Origin of the sequence: Kribbella sp. NPDC051620 (assembly GCF_044453825.1) — a bacterium.
In the GTDB taxonomy this organism is placed as follows: domain Bacteria; phylum Actinomycetota; class Actinomycetes; order Propionibacteriales; family Kribbellaceae; genus Kribbella.
Genome location: NZ_JBITDB010000009.1, coordinates 18,629 through 41,503, shown reverse-complemented (window position 1 = coordinate 41,503; position 22,875 = coordinate 18,629). Strand labels below are relative to the sequence as shown.

Sequence of the window (22,875 nt, the reverse complement as noted above, 5' to 3'; positions counted from 1 at the left end):
GTGACGGCGACCACGGCCGAAGTCAGGACCACCGGACCGGCGCCAGGCCTCAAGCCGGTACGGCGGTCCCGTGTCGATCTGCTGCCCTACCTCCTGGTCGCGCCGGTGATGATCTTCATCGCCTGCCTGGCGCTGGTACCGGCCGTGTTCACGATCGTGCAGTCCTTCTACAAGGTCGACGCCCTGGACCCGCCGACCAGGTTCGACGGACTGGGCAACTTCGTCCGGCTGGCCAAGGATCACGCCGTCGTCGGCAGCATCGGCAACACCGCGTTGTACGTCGTGATCGGCGTGACCCTGTCCACGCTGATCGGCATCGGGGCCGCAGTGGTCCTGCAGCGACCGTTCCGTGGCCGGAGCCTGGTGATCGCCGTCCTGATCCTGCCCTGGGCGATGCCCGGCGTGGTCGAGGGCATCCTGTGGAGCGGCATCTTCGATCCGAACGCGGGCCTGATCAACAGCGTGCTGTCGTCGTTGCACCTCAGCGACGGCAACGCCGTACTGCTCGGCCAGAACCGGTTCCTCACGATCGCACTGATCGAGCTGGTACAGGTCTGGCAGATCGCACCGTTGTCCGTCCTGCTGATCCTCGCCGTCCTGCAGCTCATCCCGAGCGAACTCTATGAGGCCGCCCAGATCGACGGCTGTTCGGCATGGGGAGCGTTCCGCCGGATCACGCTCCCGCTGGCCAGGCCCGGGATCGCGGTGACCATGGTGCAGGCGGTGATCGCCACCCTCAACGTCTTCGACCAGCCCTACGTGCTGAACGGCGCGGCCAACACCGGCTCGTCGGTCACCATGCAGACCTACTTCATCAGCTTCCAGGACCTCGACTTCGGCAAGGGGTACGCGTTGTCCCTGCTGATCACCATCGTCACCCTGGTCGTCTCGCTGGTCGTCGTCCGCCTCGTCTACCGAAAGGTCGAGCTATGACGAAGCGTCGTACCGGCCTGCGCGGCTTCGGGGTCGCGCTGCTGCTGATCTGGTCGCTCGGACCGGTGTACTGGGCGCTCAAGACCAGCCTGCAGACCGAGACCGACGCCCGCGCGCGGCCCGCGCACTACCTCCCGACGAACGCCACGCTGCAGAACTACAAGACCCTGCTTTCCGGAGACAGCGACATCCCGGCGCAGGTCCGGCGGTCAGCGGTGAACATCGTCGTCGAGTGCGGGGCAGCGACCATCGTGACCGTGGTGCTCGCCACCCTCGCGGCCTACGCCTTCGCCCGGATGCGGTTCCGCGGCCGCAACGTCCTCTTCTACGCCGTACTGGCCACGATGGCGTTCCCGGCGTACACGACCCTGATCCCGCTGTACCGGATCATGAGCACGTTCAGCTTGGTGAACACCTACACCGGCATCGTCCTGGTCTACGTGTCCGGATTCTTGCCGTTGGCAACGTGGATCCTGCACAACTACTTCGCCAGCCTGCCCGACGGGATCGAGGAGGCCGGGCTGATCGACGGCGCCCGGCGCCTCCAAGTGCTCTGGTACCTGCTGCTGCCGCTGGCCCGGCCGGGCATCATCTCCACCGCGCTGATCACGTTCCTGTTCGCGTGGGGACAGTTCCTGTTCCCGCTGGTGCTGTCCAGCGACCTGTCCACCCAGCCGCTGACGGTCGTCATCGCTGCCCTGCAAGGCAGGCACGTGGTGCCGTCCACCCTGCTGAACGCCGCGGGCATCGTCGCGATCGTCGTCCCCGCGGCCCTGGCCCTGGCGTTCAACCGCTACATCGTCAACGGCCTGCTGGCCGGCAGCACCAAATAGACATCCACTGAAGGGGAAATTCGTGAGCGACAACTCCATCGTCCTGATCGGCGCCGGCAGCACCGTGTTCACGCCCGGCCTGATGACCGACCTCGCGGCCTCTCGGACGTTCGACGGCTGGACGGTTCACCTCGTCGACCTGAACGGCGAGGCCGCGGAGACCATGGCGAAGGTCGGCCGCCGGATCGCGACCGAGCGCGGCGCCGACCTCACCTTCGTTCCGCACGTCGACCGGCGGGAGGCCTTGCCACGCGCACGGTTCGTCACCACGACGATCGCGGTCGGCGCCGCGGCCGGCTGGCGTGCCGACGTCGAAGTACCGGCGAAGTACGGCATCGCCCAGACCGTCGGCGACAGCGTAGGGCCTGGCGGCGTACTGCGGGCATTGCGGCACGTGCCCGAACTCGTGGCGATCGCCCGCGACGTCGCCGATCTCGCGCCCGAGGCTCAGCTGATCAACTACTCCAACCCGCTGACGGCCAACGTCCGCGCGATCACCGCCGAGACAGGCCTGAACGCGGTCGGCCTGTGTCACGGCACCATGCACACCCTCGCCAAGCTGACCGCCGACCTGGGCTACGACCGCGGCGAGCTCAGCGCGATCTTCGCCGGACTGAACCATCTCTGCTGGCTGCTCGACCTGCGCCATGGCACCGAGGACATGTATCCGCGGTTGCGCCGCCTGGTCGCCGAGCGGGCCGGCGGCATCGACGCTGAGTCGACTGGCGAGGAAGGCGTCCACCTCGCGGTCTCGGCAGATCTGATGCGCACCTTCGGCAAGTACCCCGCGCCGGGTGACCGGCACGTCGCCGAGTTCTTCGCCGGCTACCTGCGGGCCGCCGACGGCAGCCCGGCCGACGAGACCAACCTGCCGTGGGGCCTGCAGGGTGGCCGCGATGCAACCATGCGGTACATCGGTCAGAAAGACGACCTGTGGGAGCAGTTGCACGCCCAGGCCGACGGCAAAGCCCCACTCCCCCGGACCGACAACCAAGAAGCAGAACGCCTGGTCGGGATCGCCGAGGCGATCATCACCGGCAAGGATCACGTCGAGCTCGCGGTCAACCTGCCGAACGAGGGCAAGATCCCGAATCTCCCGCCGACAGCCGTCGTCGAGGTACCGGCGGTGGTTGGCGCCGCAGGCATCATCGGCCTGGGCGTCGGGCCGTTGCCGGGCGGAATCGCCGCTGTCTTGTCCGCGCGGGCACAGCAGCAGGAGATCACCGTCCAGGCAGCTCTGACCGGTGATCGCGCGCTCGCTCTGCAGGCCCTGGCCCTCGACCCGCTGGTCAACGGTCTGACCGTTGCCACCGGCATCCTCGACGACGCGATCGACGCGCACGGGCCGCTGCTCGATCGCTTCGCCCTGGCAGAGATGCCGGCATGACCGATACAGATCAGGAAGTTCACCAGCAGCCCGCGGTGTGGCGCGAGGCGGCCGCGATGATGGCGGCGAGATCGACGCAGGTCGAGAAGTTCCTCGGGCCGGTGCTCGAGCAGCCCGACCTGCGCATCGTCCTGACCGGTGCCGGCACGTCGGCGTTCGCCGGCGAGATCCTGGCTCCGGCGCTGTCGAGAAGCCTGCGCCGCCGGGTCGAGGCGATCGCCACCACCGACATCGTGTCCAGCCCGCGGGAGATCTTCGCCGAGGACGTACCGACCCTGCTGGTCTCGTTCGCCAGATCGGGTGACAGCCCGGAGAGTGTCGCCGCCACGGAGCTGGCGGTGAGCTGCCTGCGATCGGTCCATCAGCTGGTCATCACCTGCAACGCCGACGGGCAGCTGGCCCGCACGCACGCGGACGATCCGTCGTCCCTTGTGCTGTTGATGCCTCCGGCAACCAATGACCGGGGCTTCGCGATGACGTCGAGTTTCACCTCGATGCTGTTGACAGCCTGGCTGGTGCTGACTCCCGAGCACGACCTCCAGCTCGCCGAACAGCTCGCCTCCGCCGCCGAGCAGATCCTCGCCCGGGCTGACGAACTGGCGGACTACGCCACCCGCCGCTACGAGCGCATCGTCTACCTCGGCAGCGGCCCGCTGGCCGGTCTCGCCCGGGAGTCGGCGCTGAAACTTCTCGAGCTCACCGCCGGGATGGTCGTCAGCTACTACGACACCCCTCTCGGTTTCCGGCACGGGCCGAAGGCGGTGCTGGAGGAACGTACGCTGGCGGTCGTCTACCTGTCGAACGATCCCTACACGCGGCAGTACGACCAGGACATCGCGACCGAGCTCCGCGCCGCGATCGGCCCGGACAACGTGCTGGTCGTCGACGCCCAGCCGGGCGACCGGGACAGCGTCCTGCAGGTGGCCGGTGTTGCCGACGTGAGCGATGCGCTGCTCGCCTTGCCGTTCGTCGTGATCGCCCAACTGCTCGCGCTGAGCTTCTCCGTGGCGCTTGGCCGGACGCCCGACAACCCGTTCCCTGACGGCGAGGTGAACCGCGTCGTCCAGGGCGTGACCATCCACCCGCTGCAACCGTAATTGTCATGGGTACGGCCACGCCCCCTGCCGTGCGCTCTTGGCAACCGTCGCCGCGCCGCACCCAGCGGCTGGTCAAGATTCTCAACCTGCTGGGTGAGCGGGGCCTGATGTCGGTCGATTGCTTGTGCCGTGAGCTTTGCGTGTCCGCCGCCACGCTGCGCCGCGACATGACGCACCTCGAGGAGCAGGGCCTGATCAGCAGGACGCACGGCGGTGCCCGGCCGGCCACCGGCCCGGAGCTTCCGGTCCGCCTGCGGGACATCCGCAGACCACGCGCCAAGCACGCGATCGGCGTCGTGGCCGCCGCGCTGCTCCCGTCCAACAGGCCGCTCGCAGTGGCGATCGGCGGCGGCTCGACCGCCGCCGAGGTGGCTCGTGAGCTCGGCACCCGGCGGCGGCTGACGATCGTGACGAACGCGTTGACGACCGCGGCGGCCGTCGCGGCCCGGCCGAACCTCCAGGTGATCATGACCGGTGGTGTGCTCCGGGCCAACTCGTTCGAACTGGTCGGCAGCCTGGCGGAGAGCGCCTTCAACGGGATCAGTGTTCACGTCGCGATCCTCGGCGCCGACGGGGTGAGCGTGGCGCACGGTGTGACCACCCACGACCCGACCGAGGCGCGGACCAACTACGCGATGGTGTCGCACGCCCACCGGCTGATGGTGGTCGCGGACGGCTCGAAGATCGGCCGGGCGACCGTGGCGAAGGTCGCCGACGCATCGGCCATCGACGTACTGGTGACCGATGCGTCGGCGGATCCGGACGAGCTCGCGGGGCTGAGGGCCCTCGGGGTCACCGTGCGGCTCGCCCGGATCAGCCCTTGACGCCGGAGAACGCGATACCGCTCATCAACTGTCGCTGGAAGACGACGAACACGACGATGACGGGCAGGCTCGCGACCAGGGAGCCGGCCATCAGTACCGGGAAGTTCGTCGTGTACTGACCCTGCAGGCTGGCCAGTCCGGCCGACACCGGCATCTGCCGGGGATCCGAGTTCACCACCAACGGCCAGAGCAGGTCGTTCCAGGACCAGATGACGACCAGTACGCCGAGCGCGATCATCCCGGGCGCCGCCATCGGCAGCATGATCCGCCAGAAGATCTGCCCGATGTTCGCACCGTCGATCCTGGCCGCCTCCTCGATCTCGATCGGCAACTGCCGGAAGAACTGCCGCATCAGAAAGGTGCCGAAGGCACTGAACATGCCGGGCAGGAAAAGCGCGACCACCGTGTTCAGCAGCCCCAGCTTCTGCATGATCTGGTACTGCGGCAGCAGGAACACCTGGTACGGAACCATCGTCACCGAGAGGAAGATCGCGAACAGCACACCGCGCCCGCGGAACTGCATCCGGGCGAAGGCGAAACCGGCCAGCGCGCTGAACAGCACCTGGCCGACGGTTCGCGCGATCGTCATCACGGTGGTGTTGAGCAGCTCCCGGCCGAACGGCAACGCGGTGAAGACGGTCGACAGGTTCGACCACTGCGGCGAGTCGGGCACGAACGTCGGCGGCACGCTGACCGACTCACCGAAGGTCTGCAGCGAGGTCGAGAGCTGCCAGAGGAACGGTCCCACCATGAAGATCGCTCCGATGCACAGGACCAGGTGCGCGACCGGATGCCGCAGGCGCCGCCTTTGCCTCCTGGGCCGGACGAGCTCAGCCATAGTGCACCCACCTCCGTTGCAGCCTGAACTGGGCCGCGGTCAGGATCAGCGTCGCCAGCAGCAGCAGTACGCCGATGGCGGCCGCGTAGCCGCCGTCGTGCTCAGCGAACCCGCGCTGGTAGAAGAGGTAGACCAGCGTCTCGGTCCTGGTGATCGCCGGACTCGTCTGACCGACCATCAGGTACACCAGATCGAAAGCCTGCAACGAGTTGATCACCGTGATCACGGTGACGAAGAAGATCGACGGCGTCAGCAGTGGGACCGTGATGTGGAAGAACTGCGCCACCCGTCCCGCACCGTCCAGCTCGGCCGCCTCGTAGTAGTCGGTCGGGATGCCGCGGATGCCGGACAGGAAGATCACCATGTTGTAGCCGATCGATCCCCAGACGCCGACGATGCTGATCGCGAAGATCGCGGTGGCCGGGTCGGACAGCCAGTGCGGGCCGTCGACTCCGACCTTCGACAGCAGCCAGTTGATCAGCCCGTAGTCGCCGTTGAACAGGTACTTCCAGGTCAGCGCGACCGCCGCCGGAAGGGTGACGACGGGGAGGAAGTACAGGGTTCGGTAGATCGTCACTCCGCGCATCCCGGGCAGGCTCAGCAACGCCGCCACGACGGTGGACAGCGGGACCGCGAGCAGCGAGATCGCGCTGATGATCGTCGTGTTGACGATGGCGTGGAAGACATCGGAGTCCGCGATCAGCGACCGGTAGTTCTCCAGCCCCGACCAGGCGTGCCCGCCGAACGCTCCCCAACTGGTGAAGGAGTAGTAGACGGTCTGGAAGGTCGGCCAGATCTCGAAGACCAACAGCCCCGCGGCGGCGGGCAGCAACAGCATCGCTGCCCACCAGCCGCTGTCCCGGGTCGGCGGTCGCGGCCGGACGCTCACTTCTTCTCCTTCGCCAAGGCCCGGTTCATCGTCTCCGCGACTCGCCGGGACACGTCGGCGACCGGAGCCTTGCCGGTCCACGCGTCGGCGAACTGCTTCGTCGCCGCGTCGCGCCAGGCCGCGGTGTCAGTGGACGCGGGGAACGGCTGCGCATACTTCAGGTGGTCGACGAAAACCTGCAGGTCGAACTCCGGCATCGCCTTGGCGTAGGCGTCGGCGTGGCCCTGGTACGCCGGGATCACGGTGCCGGTCTTCGCCTGGATCTCGGCGGCGCGGTCCGACCCGAGGAACTGCAGGAACTCCCACGCCTGGTCAGGGTGCTTCGTCTTGGCGGACAGGCTGTTCGCGAGGCCGTTGCTGTAGTAGTTCCGGTTCCCGTCAGGTCCGGCCGGCAAGGGAGCAATGGCGATGTTGGCCTTGCCGTACGGTACGGCGGCGATCTCCTCGGGCTCCCAGGACCCGCAGTACCGCATCGCGACCTTCCCCGAGGTGAGCATCGCCAGCGGATCGGTGTCGGTCGTCTGCTGCAGGGTCGGTGAGACGTGGTACTTGGTGATCATGTCGGTCCAGAACTGGATGCCCTTGATCGTGGCCTCCTTGTCGTACCCGGAGCTGGTTCCGTCGGGTGAGATCACCTGGCCGCCGACCTGGGGAACGGTGAGGTACCAGCTCAGCTCGTCCGCCTCGGGCGCGACGAAACCGTAGACGCCCTTCTGCGGGTTGGTCAGCTTCTGCGCCGCGGCGACCACGTCGTCCCAGGTCCAGGAATCGTCCGGGTGCTTCACCTTCGCGGCGTCGAAGAGCGTCTTGTTGTAGCAGAGCCCGAACCCGTTGACGTCCTTCGGTACGCCGTACACCTTGCCGCCGAACGTGTATGCCTCGGTGACCGCGGGCACGTACGCGCCCAGGTCGAGCTTCGACTTCTTGATCTGGTCGTCGAGCGGTGCGATGCCGCCGCCGCTGGCGTAGTACTTCGCGTAGACCATCGTCATCCAGAACAGGTCCGGTCCGGTGCCGGCCGTGACGCTGGTCTGGAGTTTCGTCCAGTAGCTCTCCCAAGGCGTCACCTGGACCTGTACGTCGATGTTCGGGTGCGTGCCGTGGAACTCCTGGATGATCTGCTTCATCGCGGCGGCCTGGGCCTGGTCCCAGATGGCGTAGGTGAGCGTGACGTGCTCGTCGCCGCCGCCCGATCCGGAGCTACCCGAGCAGGCCGCCGCAGCGACCAAAGGTGCCGCCAGCAACAAGGGCAGCAGGCGCCGGCGAATTCGTCGTACCGTGTTCATGCGGACTCCTTCGTGAGGGGACGGCCTGGGCTGAGGAAGTCGAGACGTTCGGGTAGTCGTTCCCCGAGCGCGTGCCGCGCCGCTAGCTCGCCGAGCAGGGGGCCGAGGGTCAGCCCCCAGGCGCCGAGCCCGGTCGCGACGTGGACTGACGGCGCCACTGCCCCGATCAACGGCAGGCCGTCGCTGGTGGCGGGCCGGAGACCGACCCTGGTCTCCAGAACGGTGGCCGCGGACAGGCCCGGTGCGAGGTCGAGAGCGGCTCGCAGTACGGCGTACTGCCCACCCGCGGTGACGCGCGCATCGAATCCGACGTCCTCGTGCGTCGCCCCCGCAACGACCCTGTCGTCGAATCCGAGCAAGTAGCCGGCACCCGGGGTGTTCACCACGGGTCGCATGCCGGTTTGCTGTCCGTCAAGACGCAGGTGCACAAGCTGGCCGCGGATCGGCCGGACCTGGACCTGGACGCCGTACGGGACGAGGTCTGCGGTCGCCCAGGCGCCGGTCGCGAACAGAACGGCTCCGCCCTCCAGCACGCGGTGCCCGACGCGGACCCGCGGGGAGTCCGGGTCCAGGATCCCCGCACCGGGAATGATCTCCAGTACTGCGCCCTCGGACTGCGCTTGCGCTCGCCGGCGGGCCGCGGTCAGCAACCGGTCGTGCAAGCGGGAACCTACGACTCGCCCGACCTCGGTGATGAACAGGCCGCGCAGGTCGCGCCGCAGTTCGGGCCAGTACGTGCGAACGTCCTCGACGATCTCCACCGGTTTGGTGATCCCGTGGGCTCGGCGGCCCTCCGGGGTGGACAGGCGCTCGGCCACTGCGTCGAGCGCTGCCTGCTCATGTGGGTCGTCGCCGGCTACGACCAGTTCGCCGACCTGCTCGTACGTGGCCGATCCAGCACCCGCCGGGTCGACCGCGTCCAGCTCGGCCAGGAGGCTCTCGTAGTACCCGACGCATTCGGTGATGTGAGCCGTCCACTCGGGACGTTGCTCGCCGCGGTCGAGGGCGACCGGTGACACGATGCCCGCTCCCGCGTCGGTCGCGCGACCGGCCAGTCCGGCATCGATCAGCGCGACCCGGGCGCCCTTCCGTACGCCGGCCAGCGCGGCACTCGCGCCGACGATGCCGCCGCCGATGATGATGAGGTCGTAGTCACCCATTTCACGTCCTGAGTGCCGGGACGAAGGCGCGGGCGTTGTCTCCTTCGACCTTGGCGGCGAGGTCGTCCGGGAGCCCGAGGCCCGAGATCGTCCAACGGCCGGTCGGCGGTGGCTGCTCGGTCGAATAGGCAAAGGCCTCGTCGGAGCTCGCCAGGAAACGCAGGTACAGCTGGTAGTCGGCGGCTTCGGGTGGCGAGCAGTCCGTGCCGAGGAGAACCCGGTCGGGGTGGTGCTCGATCAATGCCCTGGTACGCCGCGGTTGCCGGCCGAGCTCGGCGAGCCGCGCGGCGATGTCGACGCGGTAGTTCGGGTAGCGGTCGAGCATCTGCTCGACCCAGTCGAGGTTCTCCGCCAGACACCCCACGTGGGCGCCGATGAACCGTACCCGCGGGTGTGCGGCGACGACCGCCTCGAACGCGTCCAGCAGGCGCTGCAACGGCGGGAACTCGGGTCCGTGGAAGTGCCAGTCGGGATGCCGCAGCAACTCCTCGAGCCTTTCGTTGCGAGCATCCAGCGGCTGGAAGAACGCGGCCGGATCGGCTGTGTGGATGAGCGCTGGGACGCCGCTGTCGGCGAGCGCGTCCCACAACGGCTCCAGCCGCTCGTCGTCGAGGAAGATCAGCTCGTCCCGCTCGTCGCGTACGCGCAGGCCGATGTCCTTCCAGAGCTTGAGGCCGGCGGCGCCGCGGCGTACCGAGTCGGTCAGCGAGGCAGCCATCCGGTCACCCCAGCCGGGCGTCGACGTGTCGTTCCAGTCCACCCGGGCGAAGGTGACGAACCGCCCGGGGTACTTACGGTCGTAGCGATCCAGGTTCGCCTCGAGCTCGTCGGTCCACTCACCGTCGAGGTTCACGATGGTCGCGACGCCGGCCGCGTCCATCATCGCGATCAACGCGTCCGGGTCCGGCACCTGCCAGACTCCGGTCAGCCGGCGGCCGAGGTGGTTGTGCACGTCGACGATCGGAGCGGCGGGCTCGGTCACGTACGTGGTCTGGGCGGTCATCATCGACACCGGCGCAAAGTCGCGCAGGCGCACGTCGGCGAGTGGCTCGGACATACATCCCTCGTTTCGCGAGTGCGAGATTTCGGGACGACGCTAGGCCCGGCGCCTCACCGCCAACAGAAAACGCTCACTCCAACTGAGCGGGTGACCACAACCGGTCGTCTTCATTGCTCCGGTCCGGGCCACCCCGCAGGATCAGGGTTCATGACTGATCAGACCTCCGGTGGCATCCAGTTGTCCCGGCGCGCTGTGCTCGCGGCGGCCGGGGCCGTCGCGGCTGTCGCTTCGATGCCCTCAGTGGCCGGGGCCACCGCGGCCGGGCACGGCTTCGATCCGGGCCGCTTCATCAACCCGCCGGCGGACAGCCTGCCGATGGTCCTGTGGTTCTGGAACGGCACGGTCACCACGGCCTTGGTCGACCAGCAACTGGCCGACCTGCGCGACAAAGGCGTCGTGGAGGTGCTGGTTTTCCCGTTCGAGACCGACGCGCTGCGGCCGGTGTTCTTCAGCGAGGAGTGGTTCACGCTGATCGAGCACACCCTGCGCGAAGCCGAGCGGCACGGCATGCACCTCTGGCTGTTCAACGACGACTTCTTCCCCAGCGGCCGCGGCGGCGGGTTCGTGGTGAAGGGCGGCAAGGTAGGCGATCGCGTCTACCAACCCCGGCCAGAGCTTCGGCTGCAGGGCATCGTCCGCGGTGGCGCGACGGTGGACGGCGGCAGCGCGATCCCCCTCGATCGACTCAGCCGCGGTCTCGAAGTACGCGACGGCCGGCTCGTGGTCGACGCCAGCCGTCGTGACGGCATCACCTTGCTCCGCGAGGGTGCTGACTGGCAGGACTACGCCGTCACGGCAACGGTCCGGATCGAGCGGGCCACGGCAGGCCTGATGTTCCGTTGCCCGGACGAGGCCAGCGGCTACCTGGCCGACCTCCGCAGCGACGGTGGCCTCGACATCTGGCGACAGTCCAACGGGTCGTTCAACCTGCTGAGTGGTGGCGCGGCGCTGCCGGGATTCGATCCCGCCGCCGACCACACGCTGGCTGTTCAGGTACAGGGTAATCGGATCAGCGCCTCGGTCGACGGGACGCAGCGGCCGGATGTCGTGGACGGTACCTGGCCTCGTGGCCGAGTCGGAGTCCGCGCAACAGCGACCCAGCTGTCCAGTTGGGATCGACTGACCGTTGCCGGCCTGTACGACGAGGACTTCACCAGCCTGGCAGCCCTTGACGCGTTCGATCTACCGATCGGGTTCCCCGGCCCGCTGGTCGCGGTCGCGGCCCGGCCGGCGGGATCGTCCGACGTCACCGCCATCCGTGACCTGACCGCCATCGCAAAGGCAGGCGAGCCCTGGACCGCGCCGCCCGGCCGGTGGCAAGTCGACGTCTTCACCAGCAGGGCCTTGATCGACGACGGCGGCTTCCGTCAGTACTACCTCGATCTCCTCGACGACGAGGCGGTCGCGTTGTTCCTCGACATCGTCCCCGGCGAGTACCTCCGCCGGTTCCCCTGGGCGGTCGGTGGGGTGTTGCGCGGATTCGCCGACGACGAACCGTTCCTGGCGTCGGCAAGCGCGCACTTCCGCGCCATCCCCTGGTCGCCATCCCTGGCCGGCGAGCTGATCCGGCTCGGCGCCGGCTCGGTGGCCGCGGCCCTGTCCGCCGTACACGACGACCTTGGTCCGGCCGGGCAACGGTTGAGCGCGACGTACTGGCGCGCGGTCTCCAACCGATTCGCGGCGGCGTACTACAAGCAGCAAGGCCGCTGGATGGCGGACCGAGGGACCGCCTTCATCTCCAATCCGCTGTGGGACGAGTTCGGCCCAGCCGAACAGCTGAAGAGCAGCGGCAATCTGAACAGCACCAACCAATGGGCGCAGATCCCCGGTACCGACCTGATCGCCGATCACTATCAACAGGGCTACTACCGCACGCTGTCCCGCTACCCAGCCAGCACCGCCCACCAGGTAGGTCAGGAGCGGGTGTACCTGGAGGCGATGGGAGCAGCCGGCTGGACCATCACGCCGGGCCAGGTCCGGCAGGCCATCGGCTCCTTCGCCGTCCGCGGCGTCAACAAAACCTTGCTGCACGCAGCTTTCAGCGACGAACGGACGATCTTCTACCCACCACCGTTCCAGCCGGTCAACCCGTGGTGGTCGGTCTCCGAACCCCTGTACCAGTGGATCGGCCGCGTCATGGAAGCCGGCCGCGCCCAGGCCGCCGCCGAGACCGGCCTGCTCCAGCCGCAACGCGGGGTCGAAGCGGTCCAGGGAACACCCCAGGCCGCCGCGCTCGACTCCGCCTTCGTCGCCGCGATCCATGCGCTGGAAGATGCCCAGATCGACTTCGATCTGGTCGACGAAGGAGCACTCGACCAGGATCCCGCGCTGATCGTGCATGCCGTACCGCGCGACGGTGTGCTGAAGGTTGGCCGGCAGAGCTACCGGACCGTGGTGATCCCACCGACGCCGGTGATCGCTCTGGGCTCGGTCAAAACGCTGCTTCAGTTTGTCCGCTGCGGCGGTTCCGTCGTACTGATCGGCCCGCCGGCCACGTCGGAGGCCCGTGGCGCGGACAAGGCACTGGCTACCGCTTGGGCTGAACTCCGTGCTGCCGGCCGGGTCAAGCAGGTCACGACCTCGGACGAGGCAGCGGCAGCGGCTGTGCGCGATGGACGGGCTGCGGTGAGTCTCACTCCGCCGACTCCTGAGGTCCGGGTACTTCGGTTCCGCAAGGCGGGCGAACTCGCCTTCCTGGTGGTCAATGAGCGCCCCACGCCCGTCACCCTGACGGCTGCCTTCCCGGCTGTCGGCGTACCGGAGATCTGGGATGCCGACACCGGGCGGGCCGCTCCCGCGCCGATCTGGCAGCGAAAGGCGAAGACCACCGAACTGCCGTTGGCACTCGATCCGAGCGCGGCCGTCCTGATCGTCTTCAAGCCAGGCAAGCAACCGGCCCACGTGCTCTCGTCGACCGCTCCGGTCGAATCACTGGACCTGGCCGGTCGCTCGCGGAAGGCGGTCGTCCGAGTGGCCACGCCGGGAGTCGCCACAGTGACCGCGACGGACGGCCATCGCGTGTATCGAGGTTCCGCCACCGCGACCGATCCCCTGCAGGCGTTGCCGCTGGAGGGACCTTGGGAATTCCGGTTCGACCGTGCCGGTGCAGAGACTCTGCAACGCCCGCTGGGCTCCTGGACCGACCTCGACTCCGGCTTCGCGGGAGCAGGCGTCTACCAGAAGGACTTTGTCCTGGACGCCGGCGTCCTGGCCGGCCGGAGCTGGACCCTCGACCTCGGCACGGTCCACGAGGTGGCCGAAGTGTCGATCAACGGGACGGCGCTGCCCGCACGGCTGTGGGCGCCATACCGGGTCGAAGTCACTGCGGCGCTACGGCCAGGCCGCAACGTCGTTGCCGTACGGGTCACCAATACCGGCGCCAACAGCCACGGCCAATCCATACCGTCCGGCCTGCTCGGCCCGGTCTCACTCCAGCCCCAGCGGCTTTTGACGATTCCCCTGGAGAGCTCATGAAATCGCGCGCAGCCGTGGTCTCCGCTTTGGTAGCGACCTTGGCCATGCCGTTGTTGGTGACAGCTCCGAACGCGGCAGCCGAGAGCAGCAACCGCCTCGTCCAGCCCGCGCTGGAGATCGGGCAACTGACCGTCGAGCATCAGGACAATCCGCTCGGCATCGACGTGGCCCGGCCCAGGTTGAGCTGGACCCTGAACTCGGACGTGCTCGGTAGCCGGCAGTCGGCGTACCAGGTGCAGGTCTTCTCGGCGCCGAACGGCACGGGCAAGGTGTGGGACAGCGGCAAGGTGTCGTCGGCGAAGTCGTTCGACGTCGAGTACGGCGGACCTGACCTGCGGTCGCGTACCAGGTACTACTGGCGTGTCCGCGTCTGGAACGCCACCCACCAGGCATCGGCGTGGAGCGACACGAAGTGGTTCGAGACGGCGTTCCTCAAGCAGGCCGACTTCCACGGCAACTGGATCGGTGCGCGCGCCGAGTCGCCTACTGCCTCGCTCCAAGGGGCGAGCTGGATCTGGTACCCCGAGGGCAACCCGGCGGACTCCGCACCAGTCGGCACCCGGTACTTCCGGCGAACGCTCGACCTGTCCGCCGAGGTGTCGGCAGCCCACTTCCAGCTCACCGCCGACGACAACTTCGTCCTGTACGTCAACGGCAAACAGCTCGCTCGATCGCCCCAGATCAACGACTCCTGGCGGTCAGCCGTGGATGTCGACCTGACCGCCGCCCTGCACGTCGGCCGCAACGTCATCGCGGTCCAGGCCGCCAACGCCCAGCCCGGACCGTCAGGCCTGGTCGGCAAGCTGCAGCTCTCCGGCGCGGACCCGATCGATCTCGTCACCGACGCCTCGTGGAAGTCGTCCAACGTCGAGCTCACCGGCTGGCAAGCGCCGGACTTCGACGACTCGGCCTGGCCGGCAGCACTGGTGGCCGCGGCCTACGGCTCAAGCCCGTGGGGAAACTCGGTCACGCCGACGACGCCGCCGGAACCCCTGCTGCGCAAGGACTTCGCGGCACAGCAGAAGCGGATCCGGTCCGCTCGGGCCTACGTGGCCGGTCTCGGCTACTACAAGCTCTACCTCAACGGCCAGCGGGTCGGCGATCACGAGCTCGACCCCGGGTTCACGGTCTACGACAAGACTGTTCTCTACGCGACGTATGACGTGACCGAGCAACTGCGGTCCGGCGCCAACGCGATCGGAGTGAGCCTGGGCCGCGGCTACTACGCCATGACGAACCCGGACGAATGGGTGACGTCGCCGTGGCACGGTGAGCCGAAGCTGAAGCTGCAACTCGACGTGACCTACGTCGATGGCACAACCGAACAGATCCTCAGCGACGGAAGCTGGACGCTGGCCGACGGGCCCACCACCTCCGAGTCGCTGTGGTTCGGCGAGACCTACGACGCCCGGCTTGAGCAGCCGGGCTGGAACAACACCGGATTCGACGACTCCGGCTGGCGTCCCGCAAGCGTGGTCCCGGCACCGACCGGCAAGCTGACCGCGCAGTCGTTCCCGCCGATCAAGGTCACCGGTCAACTGCCGGCCGGCAAGGTCTCCGAGCCGGCCGCCGGAACGACGGTTCACGACTACGGCTCCCCCACGGCCGGCTGGGCGACAGTCGCCCTGCGCGGACCGGCCGGCGCCCAGGTGACGATCACCTACGGCGAGAAGCTCAAGAGCGACGGTACCGTCGACAACATCGGTGGCTTCGGCATGCAGCTGCAGAAGTACACCTATGTTCTCAAGGGATCCGGGCTGGAGACCTACACACCCAGCTACTCCTACGCAGGCTTCCAGTACGTCCAGGTCACCGCGCCCGAGGGCGTCACCGTCGAGTCGGTGAGCGCGAAACGAGTCCACACGGCCGCCGCCCAGACCGGGAACTTCACCAGCTCGAGCGATCTCCTCAACCGGTACCACGCCGCAGAGGCGAACACCATCCTCAACAACCTCCACTCGGTACCGACCGACACCCCGATGTACGAGAAGCGGCCGTACACCGCCGACGGCTTCCTGTCCGCCGACTCCGCCATCGCCAGCTTCGACCTGCGGAACTTCTACGAGAACTGGATGCGCTCCCACCGCGACGACCAGACCCCGGAAGGCAACATCGGCCAGACCGTGCCGGGCACCGCCGGTGCGAAACAGGTGGTCGACCCCGTCTGGACCGCGAGCTTCGTACTGATCAACTGGGACCTCTACTGGTACTACGGCGATCTCCGCCCGCTCCAGGACAACTACGAGCCGATGAAGGCCTGGCTCAAGTTCTTCGAGACCAAGATCGCGCAAACCGGATACATCTACACAGGCGGCAGCTACGCCGACTGGCTCGCTCCCGGATTCGCCCAGCCGCCGGAGGGCGCGCGGCTCGCAGGAACCGCTTATCTGCTCAAGACCACCACGGCGATGGCCGAGATCGCCCGCGCACTCGGCCACACTGACGATGCGGCACACTTCGACCGGCTGGCGGCCACCATCACCGACGCCTTCAACGCCACCTTCCTCGATTCCTCGACCGGCGCGTACTACGACGATCGCGCGGCCGGCTACCGCCAGACCTCCAACCTGCTGCCGTTGAGCCTCGGCATCGTACCGGCCGCCAAGCGCGCCGCGGTCGTCGCCAAGCTCGTTGCCGACATCAACGATCGCGGCGTCCACCTGAACACCGGCGCGCTGGGCACGAAGCTGATCCTGCCGGTGCTCAGCGACACCGGGAACGCCGAGCTCGCGTACCGGGTCGCGACCAATCCGACGTACCCGGGCTGGGGCTACTGGTTCCAGTCCCTGGGTGCCACCACCATGTGGGAGGAGTGGGCCGCCACGTCCCGGTCCCGGCAGCACGCATTCATGGGCACTGTCGACGACTGGCTGTACCAACGAGTCGCCGGGATCGAGCCCGCCGCACCGGGCTACACCAAGGTGAAGGTCCAGCCCTACCCGGTCGGCGATCTGCGGCAGGCGTCCGCCGAGGTCGCGTCGCCGCTCGGCCAGGTGCGCTCTGCGTGGACTCGTGACGAAGGCCGTTTCACCGTGCGGGTCAGCGTTCCGGTCGGCGCGACCGGCGAGATCTTCGTGCCGGTACGACCTGGCGACCAGGTGGTCGCGCCGGCTGGTGCGACGTTCGAGAGCAGGCAGGACGGTTACGCCAAGTACCAGGTCGGCTCCGGATCCTACGAGTTCCAAGCGGTGCCAGTGCCTGCGGTCTCGACGATCGTGAACGGAGACGCCGGCGGCCCGACGGTCCGGTTCGCCACCGGCGGCGACGCGGTCGACGCGCACGACGGGGAGATCCAGAAGTTCGGGGCCCGGTACTACTTGTACGGGACCAGCTACGGCTGTGGCTTCGAGTGGCAGAAGCCGGGCAGCCCGTTCTGCGGGTTCAAGTCGTACAGCTCGACCGATCTGGTGCACTGGACCGACGAGGGGTTCCTGTTCGACGCGACCACGAGTAGCTGGCAACAACGCTGCGACGGCGGGACGTACGGGTGTTATCGCCCGCACGTGGTCTACAACAAGGCCACCCGGAAGTACGTGCTGTGGATCAACTCGTACGACGTCGGCGTCGGTTACCACGTCTTCACCGCGGATCGGCCGAACGGGCCGTTCACCGAGCAGGCGATCCCGAAGCTTGCCGTCAACAACGACATTCCGCCCGGCGTCAACAACGGCGACCACGACGTGTTCCGCGACACCGACGGTACGGCGTACCTGGCCTACACCGACTGGCGCAGAGGTGGCGACATCGTCGTCGAGAAGCTCGACGCGTCGTACCGGACCGGCACCGGCGAGCACGTGCGACTCGGTGTGCAGTCGACTGAGGCGCCCTCGATGTTCAAACGCAACGGCACCTACTACCTGACCCTGTCCGACCCGAACTGTGGCTACTGCACGACCGGTACCTCCTACTTCCGTGCCCCGACACCGTTGGGTCCATGGCAGGGCAGTACCTCCGACGCCGCCTGGCAGATTCAGGACCAAGCGCTGCAGGTCAACGGCGGTGGGGTGGGACTGTCCAAGGGCGGCGCGCAGTGGGCTGACTACGACCTGTCGTTCCGCACAGTGCCGCAGCAGACGGGTGGCGGCGGCAGCTATGCCCAAGCCGGCTGGACCTTCCGCGCCACCGACACCGGGACCGGGTACGTCTGGATGCTCGGCAACTATCCGCATCCCGGCGCCGAGGGTGGAAGTCTCACCAAGGCGGTCTTCCGCAACGGGGCGGTGCAGAAACTGGAGATCGTGAAGACTCCGATGCCGATCGTCGGCGGGCAGCCGTACGCCGTGCGGACCCAGGTCGAGGGCTCGACCATCCGTACCTGGGTGAACGGCACGCTCGTCGACACCACCACCGACACCTCGTACGCGACCGGGCGGATCGGATTCCGGGAGAGCGGCGGCAACGACGGTGAGAGCGCGCGCTTCGACGACGTCCGGGTGACGGCGCCGGACGGTACCCAACTGCTGGCCGACGACTTCACCGGCGACCTGTCATCCTGGTTGCCGCCGGCAACGACCACGCATGGGGTGAAGATCAGTACGGACTCCTGCGGTGGCCAGCCGGCCGATGTCGCCGAGCTGCCGGGTCGCGATGGGCCGGTGTACCTCTATCAGAGTGACCGATGGAACGATCGCGCCCCCAACGAGGCGCTGGCCAAACATCAGTGGGAGCCGCTGCGCTTCCGGGCAGACGGATCCATCGAACCACTCCAGTGCGGCGACAGCTACGACCTCAACCTCACCGACACCAGCTACTCCCCGCCGACGGTTCACGGCGTCTCGGCCGGGGACGATGGCTTCCACACGTACTGCGATCTCGCCGCCGGGATCTCCCGGGCACAGACCTTCACCATGGCCGGCCCCGGAAAGCTGAGGTCGGTCGCCTTCACCACCTTCCAGTCCGGCCGGCCGAACGCGCCCCTGACGCTGGAGCTCGCCCGGCTCGACGCCGACGGAAAGCCGGGTGCGGTCATCGCGACTCGTACGATCGCGCCGACCGACGTGAGCTGGTCACCGTCCCGCGTCATCCTGCCCGCCCGGGTGAAGGACGCCGACGGTGAACGCTTCGCGCTCATCGCCCGCACCACCACAACAACTGGCTGCTACGGCCACGCCTACAACGACTCCGACCCATTGCCGAACGGCATCGCCCTGTACAGCAACAACAACGGAACCACCTGGCAACAAGAACCTTCCCGCGACCTTCGCATCAACGCGTCATGAGCCAATGGCCGGTGGCAGTTGGGCTGCTTGGGTGCGGATGGTTTCCAGCTCGGCTTCGAACAAGGCGGCGGCACCGATGCCTGTGGCGGCGAGGTGGCCGCCGATCTCGAGGCTGATGATTCCGTGCAGCCTGGTCCAGGTGAGGAACGCCAGCATGAGTACGTCCCCGGCAAGGGCATTGATGATGACGGACATGCTGCGGGATGACGCCGGGATGGTCCGTTCCACGGCGAAGTCCGAGAACTCCTGAATCATGCCGGCCCGCCCGGCCGGCGACGTACCGGTGTCCCACAGATGCGCGCTCAGCCAGTTCCCGTCGACCAGCAGATGCCGCAGCTCCCAGTGGAAATCCGGCACCGCCTCAGTGAAGTCACGCAGGTCGGCGCCGTACTGCGCCACACCACGCGGCTCGCCGTTGACCTCGACGTCGTCGGCGACGAACTCGGCGAGATCGTCGAACCTGCGCTCGTTGCAAGCCTGCAGATAGCTCCGGTAGAAGGCCTTCAAATCCATACCCACACCTGTACCCAAGCGGGAGCGTTGATGCTCTCAGCTGGCGGGGAAGTAGTGGCCGTTGTCCAGGTCGGCGAGCAGGCGGGGCTGAGCGGGTTCCCAGCCGAGGGTCTGGCGGGTGATGAGGTTGGACGCCGGGAAGTCCAGCGTGACCACAGCCGCGAGGAATCCGAAGTATCCCGGCAGCATCAATTCGTCCAGGGGGATGCTCACGGCGGGCAGCCCCAGGCGGCGGCCGATGGCCTCGGCGAGCTCGCGGAACGGGACGCCTTCGTCCTCTACCGCGTGCCAGTATCTGCCGGCCGGTCCCTTCTCCAGCGCCAGGCGGAACACGGCGGCGAGATCGCGGACGTGCACCGCGTTCCACCGGTTCGTGCCGTCCCCCGGATAGCCGACGAAGCCGTTCTCCTTCGCGATCGCGATCAGCCTGGGGAGGAAGCCGGCAGTATCGGTCGTGCTGTGCGCGATGTTGGCGATCCGTACGATCGAAGACCGCACCCCCCGCTCGGCGAGTCCGATGATGGTGGTTTCCACGACGTTACGAGCCCGCAGCGTGCCCTTGTGCTCATCCCCGCTGGGAAGGGCGGGATCTTCCTCGGTGGCCGGCCGGCCCAAGTGCAGCCCGTGGCCAGGCGAGCCGATGCTCCCTGCCGCGACCAGCGGCTTCTGAGTCCCCGCGAGTGCCTCGCCGTACGCGAGCATGACCGGGAGCTCCGCGGCGGCGACGGCAGCGATCCCGCCGGACGGAAGCAGATCCTGCCTGTGCGCGACGTGAATGACGCCATCGGAGTCCGCTGCCGCCTCCTTGAGCCCGTCGAGATCCTGGAGCTCGCCTCGACGTACCTTGGCGCCGAGCGCGGACAGTACCGCCGCGGCGTTGTCCGACCGGGCCAGGCCGGTGACCTCGTGGCCGGCGGCGATGAGCTCGGGAATGATGTACGAACCGGAATGGCCGGTCCCACCGGTGACGAAAACGCGCACGCTACTGCTCCTCGAGAATGTCGACCCTGAGGGCGATGTTGAAATTCCCCACGCCGTTGCGTGCCAGGCCCATCAGAAGCGGGCCCACGCTTTCCAGCCAGCGGGACATTTCCAGGCCGCCGACATCGAGCGGCCGCAGTCCGAGGCTCTCGATGAACTCCGAGACAGCGGCCTTGGCCCGCGCGTCGTCTCCGGCAAAGAAAACGTCCAGCCGACCACCCTGGGCCAGGACATGACCGAAGATGGTGTTGAACGCCTTCACGACGTGCGCGCTCGCCGGGGCGGCTTTGGCGATCTGCTGCGCTCCGGCAATGCCATCAGGAGTGACCAGCCCGCTGGCGTCGGCGTTGAAGGTATTGGAGATGTCGATGATGACCTTGCCTGCCAGTGCATCCCCGTATTCGCCGACCACCGCCGCCGCGCTGGCGTACGGCACGGCGAGGATGACGATGTCCCCGGCCGGAACGGCGCCGGCCGTCCCGGCAGTGGCGCCGCCGAGTGCCGCAGCCGATTCCTCGGCTTTGGCCTGGTCGCGCCCGATCAGCTCGACGGCGTTGCCACCGGCAAGCGCCCGGGCGGCGATGGCGGTGGCCATGTTCCCCAGACCGATAATGCTGACGTTACTCATAGGTGTATTCGCTTTCTGGCGCTGAATAGAACTGTCAGATCCGAGATCGAATTCTTTGACCGAATTCGTTCGGCCCTATTGACGATGCCATTGGCCCGATTCGATGTCCAAGACCTCTTTCAGCCGTTGCGATACCCTGAAGGCATCGCCGGACCGGGAGGCGTCATGGATCTGGACCTGCGCAAATTGCGCTACTTCGTCGCCGTCGCCGGCAAGCTGCACTTCGGTCGCGCCGCCGACGACCTGCACATCGCGCAGCCGGTCCTCAGCCGGCAGATCCGCGCGCTGGAAAAGGAGCTCGGCGCCCCGCTGTTCACCAGGGACAGCCACGGCGTGGCTCTGACCGACGCCGGCCGGCAGCTACTGGACGACGCCGCTCCCCTGCTCGCCTCCGCGCACGCCGTCCGGCGCCGGGTGGCCCTGGCAGCCCGCGGCAGCCAGCGGCTGGTGGTCGGCTTTCGGGCCGGCATCCCGGTCATACCGGCGGCACGTGCGTTCGAGGGCCGGCATCCGGACGTGGTCGTGGACGTACAGCGAATGGAATGGGACGACCAAGCCCAGATGCTGCTCGACGGCCGCGTCGACGTCGGCTTTGTGCGGCTGCCGATCGATGAGACCGGCCTGCGCCTGACGCCGCTGTACAGCGAGCCGCTGATGGTGGTGTTGCCCACCGGTCACCGGTTGGCGGGCAAGGAGGAGGTCACCGAGGCCGACCTGGCCGGTGAGCCGCTGGTCTGGCATGCAGACGCGAGCACTCAGCCCACCAGGCGACCGCACCCCGACTCCGGGCTCCGGGTGCGCGGGGTCGAAGAGAAGCTCGAGCACGTCGGGGCCGGACGCGGTATCTCGTTCGCGGGGCGTTCGGAGACCGTGTTCTACTCACGTCCGGACATCACCTACGTGCCGGTCACGGATCTGGCACCCGACCAGGTGTGCCTCGCAGTAGCGGCCTCGCGTACCTCGCCACTGGTCGACGACTTCTTCACCGCGGCTCTGGCGACGGCCGAGATCACCGCGGAGTGCGGAAACAACGAAACGTGGCAGCGCGAGAACTAGCCGGGAGGTGTGATGGAGGGCGAGCGGACCCCTGTGGTCTGGTGGCTGTTCGTGGCCGCGGCGGGCATCCTGGCAATCGGTTTGGTTGTCCAGATCGTCCTGCGTGACAGCGAGCCTTCGGCTGATTCCGGCGGCTCGTCAGGTGTCGCGAGCCCGTCGGTCGCGGTGAGCACGCCCAGCCCGCAGTTGCCGGGAATCGCCTGTCTCGAGTATCCGCCGATGCCTAATCCGGCTGCTCCCGCGTATCAGGGCCGTGGACCGCATCTCATCATCCCAGGCAGTCCGGGCCCGGCATTTGCGACGGAGCTCCATCCCTTCCAGATCGATGAGGGATTTCTGCCGCGCGACTGGCTGCCGGCGAACCACAGCGACTTCACCGCTCACTGGTGGACCTCGTCGCAGGCCGCGCTCATCTTCTGCCCGACGGAGATCCGGCAAGTCGGTAAGAAGCCAGTTGGTACCTGCGACTGGATCGGGGAGCCGTCGACGAAGGTCTATCCGGCGAGGTGGACGTTCGCCGTTTACGAGATCAGGACCGGGCGTCAGGTCTCGACCTTCACTCTCGCGAGCGACGGCTCGGCCGGCGGCATCTGTCCGCCGAGCATGCAGTCGCCGCCCTCCGACAGCGCACAGCCACCTGCATCAGCCGCCCTCAAGGCCGCGCTGACCCCGCTGGTCACGCGGGATGTGCCCTGAA

At 67.8% G+C, this 22,875-nt stretch carries 17 protein-coding genes; 9 read left to right on the top strand and 8 right to left on the bottom strand.

Annotated features, from left to right (window positions below; genetic code table 11):
* Genes ACIA12_RS36750 through ACIA12_RS36730 form a run of 5 tightly spaced genes read left to right on the top strand, consistent with a single transcriptional unit; the run spans position 1 to position 5,074 of the window.
* On the top strand, positions 1-933 hold the full coding sequence (locus ACIA12_RS36750) for a carbohydrate ABC transporter permease (RefSeq protein WP_396371964.1): 933 nt from the start codon (positions 1-3) through the stop codon (positions 931-933).
* The gene (locus ACIA12_RS36745; RefSeq protein ID WP_396371963.1) at positions 930-1,766 is read left to right on the top strand and encodes a carbohydrate ABC transporter permease; all 837 of its coding nucleotides are present in this window, start codon (positions 930-932) and stop codon (positions 1,764-1,766) included. The genes ACIA12_RS36750 and ACIA12_RS36745 overlap by 4 nt, the downstream gene beginning before the upstream one ends.
* A 22-nt stretch (positions 1,767-1,788) precedes the next feature.
* A complete protein-coding gene (locus ACIA12_RS36740) occupies positions 1,789-3,153 on the top strand; it encodes a hypothetical protein (protein WP_396371962.1) in 1,365 nt (454 codons plus the stop codon).
* Positions 3,150-4,250 (top strand): SIS domain-containing protein, encoded by a 1,101-nt coding sequence (locus ACIA12_RS36735; protein WP_396371961.1) that lies wholly within the window; start codon positions 3,150-3,152, stop codon positions 4,248-4,250. Before ACIA12_RS36740 ends, ACIA12_RS36735 begins: the two co-directional genes overlap by 4 nt.
* 5 nt (positions 4,251-4,255) lie before the next feature.
* On the top strand, positions 4,256-5,074 hold the full coding sequence (locus ACIA12_RS36730) for a DeoR/GlpR family DNA-binding transcription regulator (protein ID WP_396371960.1): 819 nt from the start codon (positions 4,256-4,258) through the stop codon (positions 5,072-5,074).
* On the opposite strand, the gene ACIA12_RS36725 is transcribed toward ACIA12_RS36730, so the two are convergent.
* From ACIA12_RS36725 to ACIA12_RS36705, 5 genes are read right to left on the bottom strand one after another with little or no spacing between them, the layout of a single operon-like run.
* Positions 5,064-5,912, bottom strand: a complete 849-nt coding sequence (locus tag ACIA12_RS36725; protein WP_396371959.1) for a carbohydrate ABC transporter permease — start codon at positions 5,910-5,912, stop codon at positions 5,064-5,066. The two genes, ACIA12_RS36730 and ACIA12_RS36725, sit on opposite strands and share 11 nt — an antisense overlap.
* Positions 5,905-6,801, bottom strand: coding sequence for a carbohydrate ABC transporter permease (locus ACIA12_RS36720; protein ID WP_396371958.1), 897 nt, complete (start codon positions 6,799-6,801; stop codon positions 5,905-5,907). The genes ACIA12_RS36725 and ACIA12_RS36720 overlap by 8 nt, the downstream gene beginning before the upstream one ends.
* The gene (locus ACIA12_RS36715) at positions 6,798-8,087 is read right to left on the bottom strand and encodes an ABC transporter substrate-binding protein (protein ID WP_396371957.1); all 1,290 of its coding nucleotides are present in this window, start codon (positions 8,085-8,087) and stop codon (positions 6,798-6,800) included. The genes ACIA12_RS36720 and ACIA12_RS36715 overlap by 4 nt, the downstream gene beginning before the upstream one ends.
* Positions 8,084-9,247 (bottom strand): NAD(P)/FAD-dependent oxidoreductase, encoded by a 1,164-nt coding sequence (locus ACIA12_RS36710; RefSeq protein WP_396371956.1) that lies wholly within the window; start codon positions 9,245-9,247, stop codon positions 8,084-8,086. The genes ACIA12_RS36715 and ACIA12_RS36710 overlap by 4 nt, the downstream gene beginning before the upstream one ends.
* A 1-nt stretch (position 9,248) precedes the next feature.
* Positions 9,249-10,304, bottom strand: coding sequence for an amidohydrolase family protein (locus tag ACIA12_RS36705; RefSeq protein ID WP_396371955.1), 1,056 nt, complete (start codon positions 10,302-10,304; stop codon positions 9,249-9,251).
* Between the two features lie 150 nt (positions 10,305-10,454).
* Between ACIA12_RS36705 and ACIA12_RS36700 the strand changes: the two genes are divergently transcribed.
* Together ACIA12_RS36700 and ACIA12_RS36695 are read left to right on the top strand one after the other, a co-directional pair.
* On the top strand, positions 10,455-13,781 hold the full coding sequence (locus ACIA12_RS36700; protein WP_396371954.1) for a glycosylhydrolase-like jelly roll fold domain-containing protein: 3,327 nt from the start codon (positions 10,455-10,457) through the stop codon (positions 13,779-13,781).
* A complete protein-coding gene (locus tag ACIA12_RS36695) occupies positions 13,778-19,000 on the top strand; it encodes a family 78 glycoside hydrolase catalytic domain (protein ID WP_396371953.1) in 5,223 nt (1,740 codons plus the stop codon). Before ACIA12_RS36700 ends, ACIA12_RS36695 begins: the two co-directional genes overlap by 4 nt.
* Here the strand turns inward: ACIA12_RS36695 and ACIA12_RS36690 are convergent.
* From ACIA12_RS36690 to ACIA12_RS36680, 3 genes are read right to left on the bottom strand one after another with little or no spacing between them, the layout of a single operon-like run.
* Positions 18,995-19,513 (bottom strand): ester cyclase, encoded by a 519-nt coding sequence (locus ACIA12_RS36690; RefSeq protein ID WP_396371952.1) that lies wholly within the window; start codon positions 19,511-19,513, stop codon positions 18,995-18,997. The genes ACIA12_RS36695 and ACIA12_RS36690 overlap by 6 nt on opposite strands.
* 36 nt (positions 19,514-19,549) lie before the next feature.
* Complete coding sequence (locus ACIA12_RS36685; RefSeq protein ID WP_396371951.1) at positions 19,550-20,494, bottom strand: SDR family oxidoreductase; 945 nt, start codon at positions 20,492-20,494, stop codon at positions 19,550-19,552.
* 1 nt (position 20,495) lies between these two features.
* A complete protein-coding gene (locus tag ACIA12_RS36680; RefSeq protein WP_396371950.1) occupies positions 20,496-21,122 on the bottom strand; it encodes an NADPH-dependent F420 reductase in 627 nt (208 codons plus the stop codon).
* 165 nt (positions 21,123-21,287) lie between these two features.
* On the opposite strand from ACIA12_RS36680, the gene ACIA12_RS36675 reads away from it, so the two are divergent.
* Together ACIA12_RS36675 and ACIA12_RS36670 are read left to right on the top strand one after the other, a co-directional pair.
* Positions 21,288-22,178 (top strand): LysR substrate-binding domain-containing protein, encoded by an 891-nt coding sequence (locus ACIA12_RS36675; RefSeq protein ID WP_396371949.1) that lies wholly within the window; start codon positions 21,288-21,290, stop codon positions 22,176-22,178.
* 12 nt (positions 22,179-22,190) lie between these two features.
* Positions 22,191-22,874 (top strand): hypothetical protein, encoded by a 684-nt coding sequence (locus ACIA12_RS36670; RefSeq protein ID WP_396371948.1) that lies wholly within the window; start codon positions 22,191-22,193, stop codon positions 22,872-22,874.
* Position 22,875: the final 1 nt, after the last annotated feature.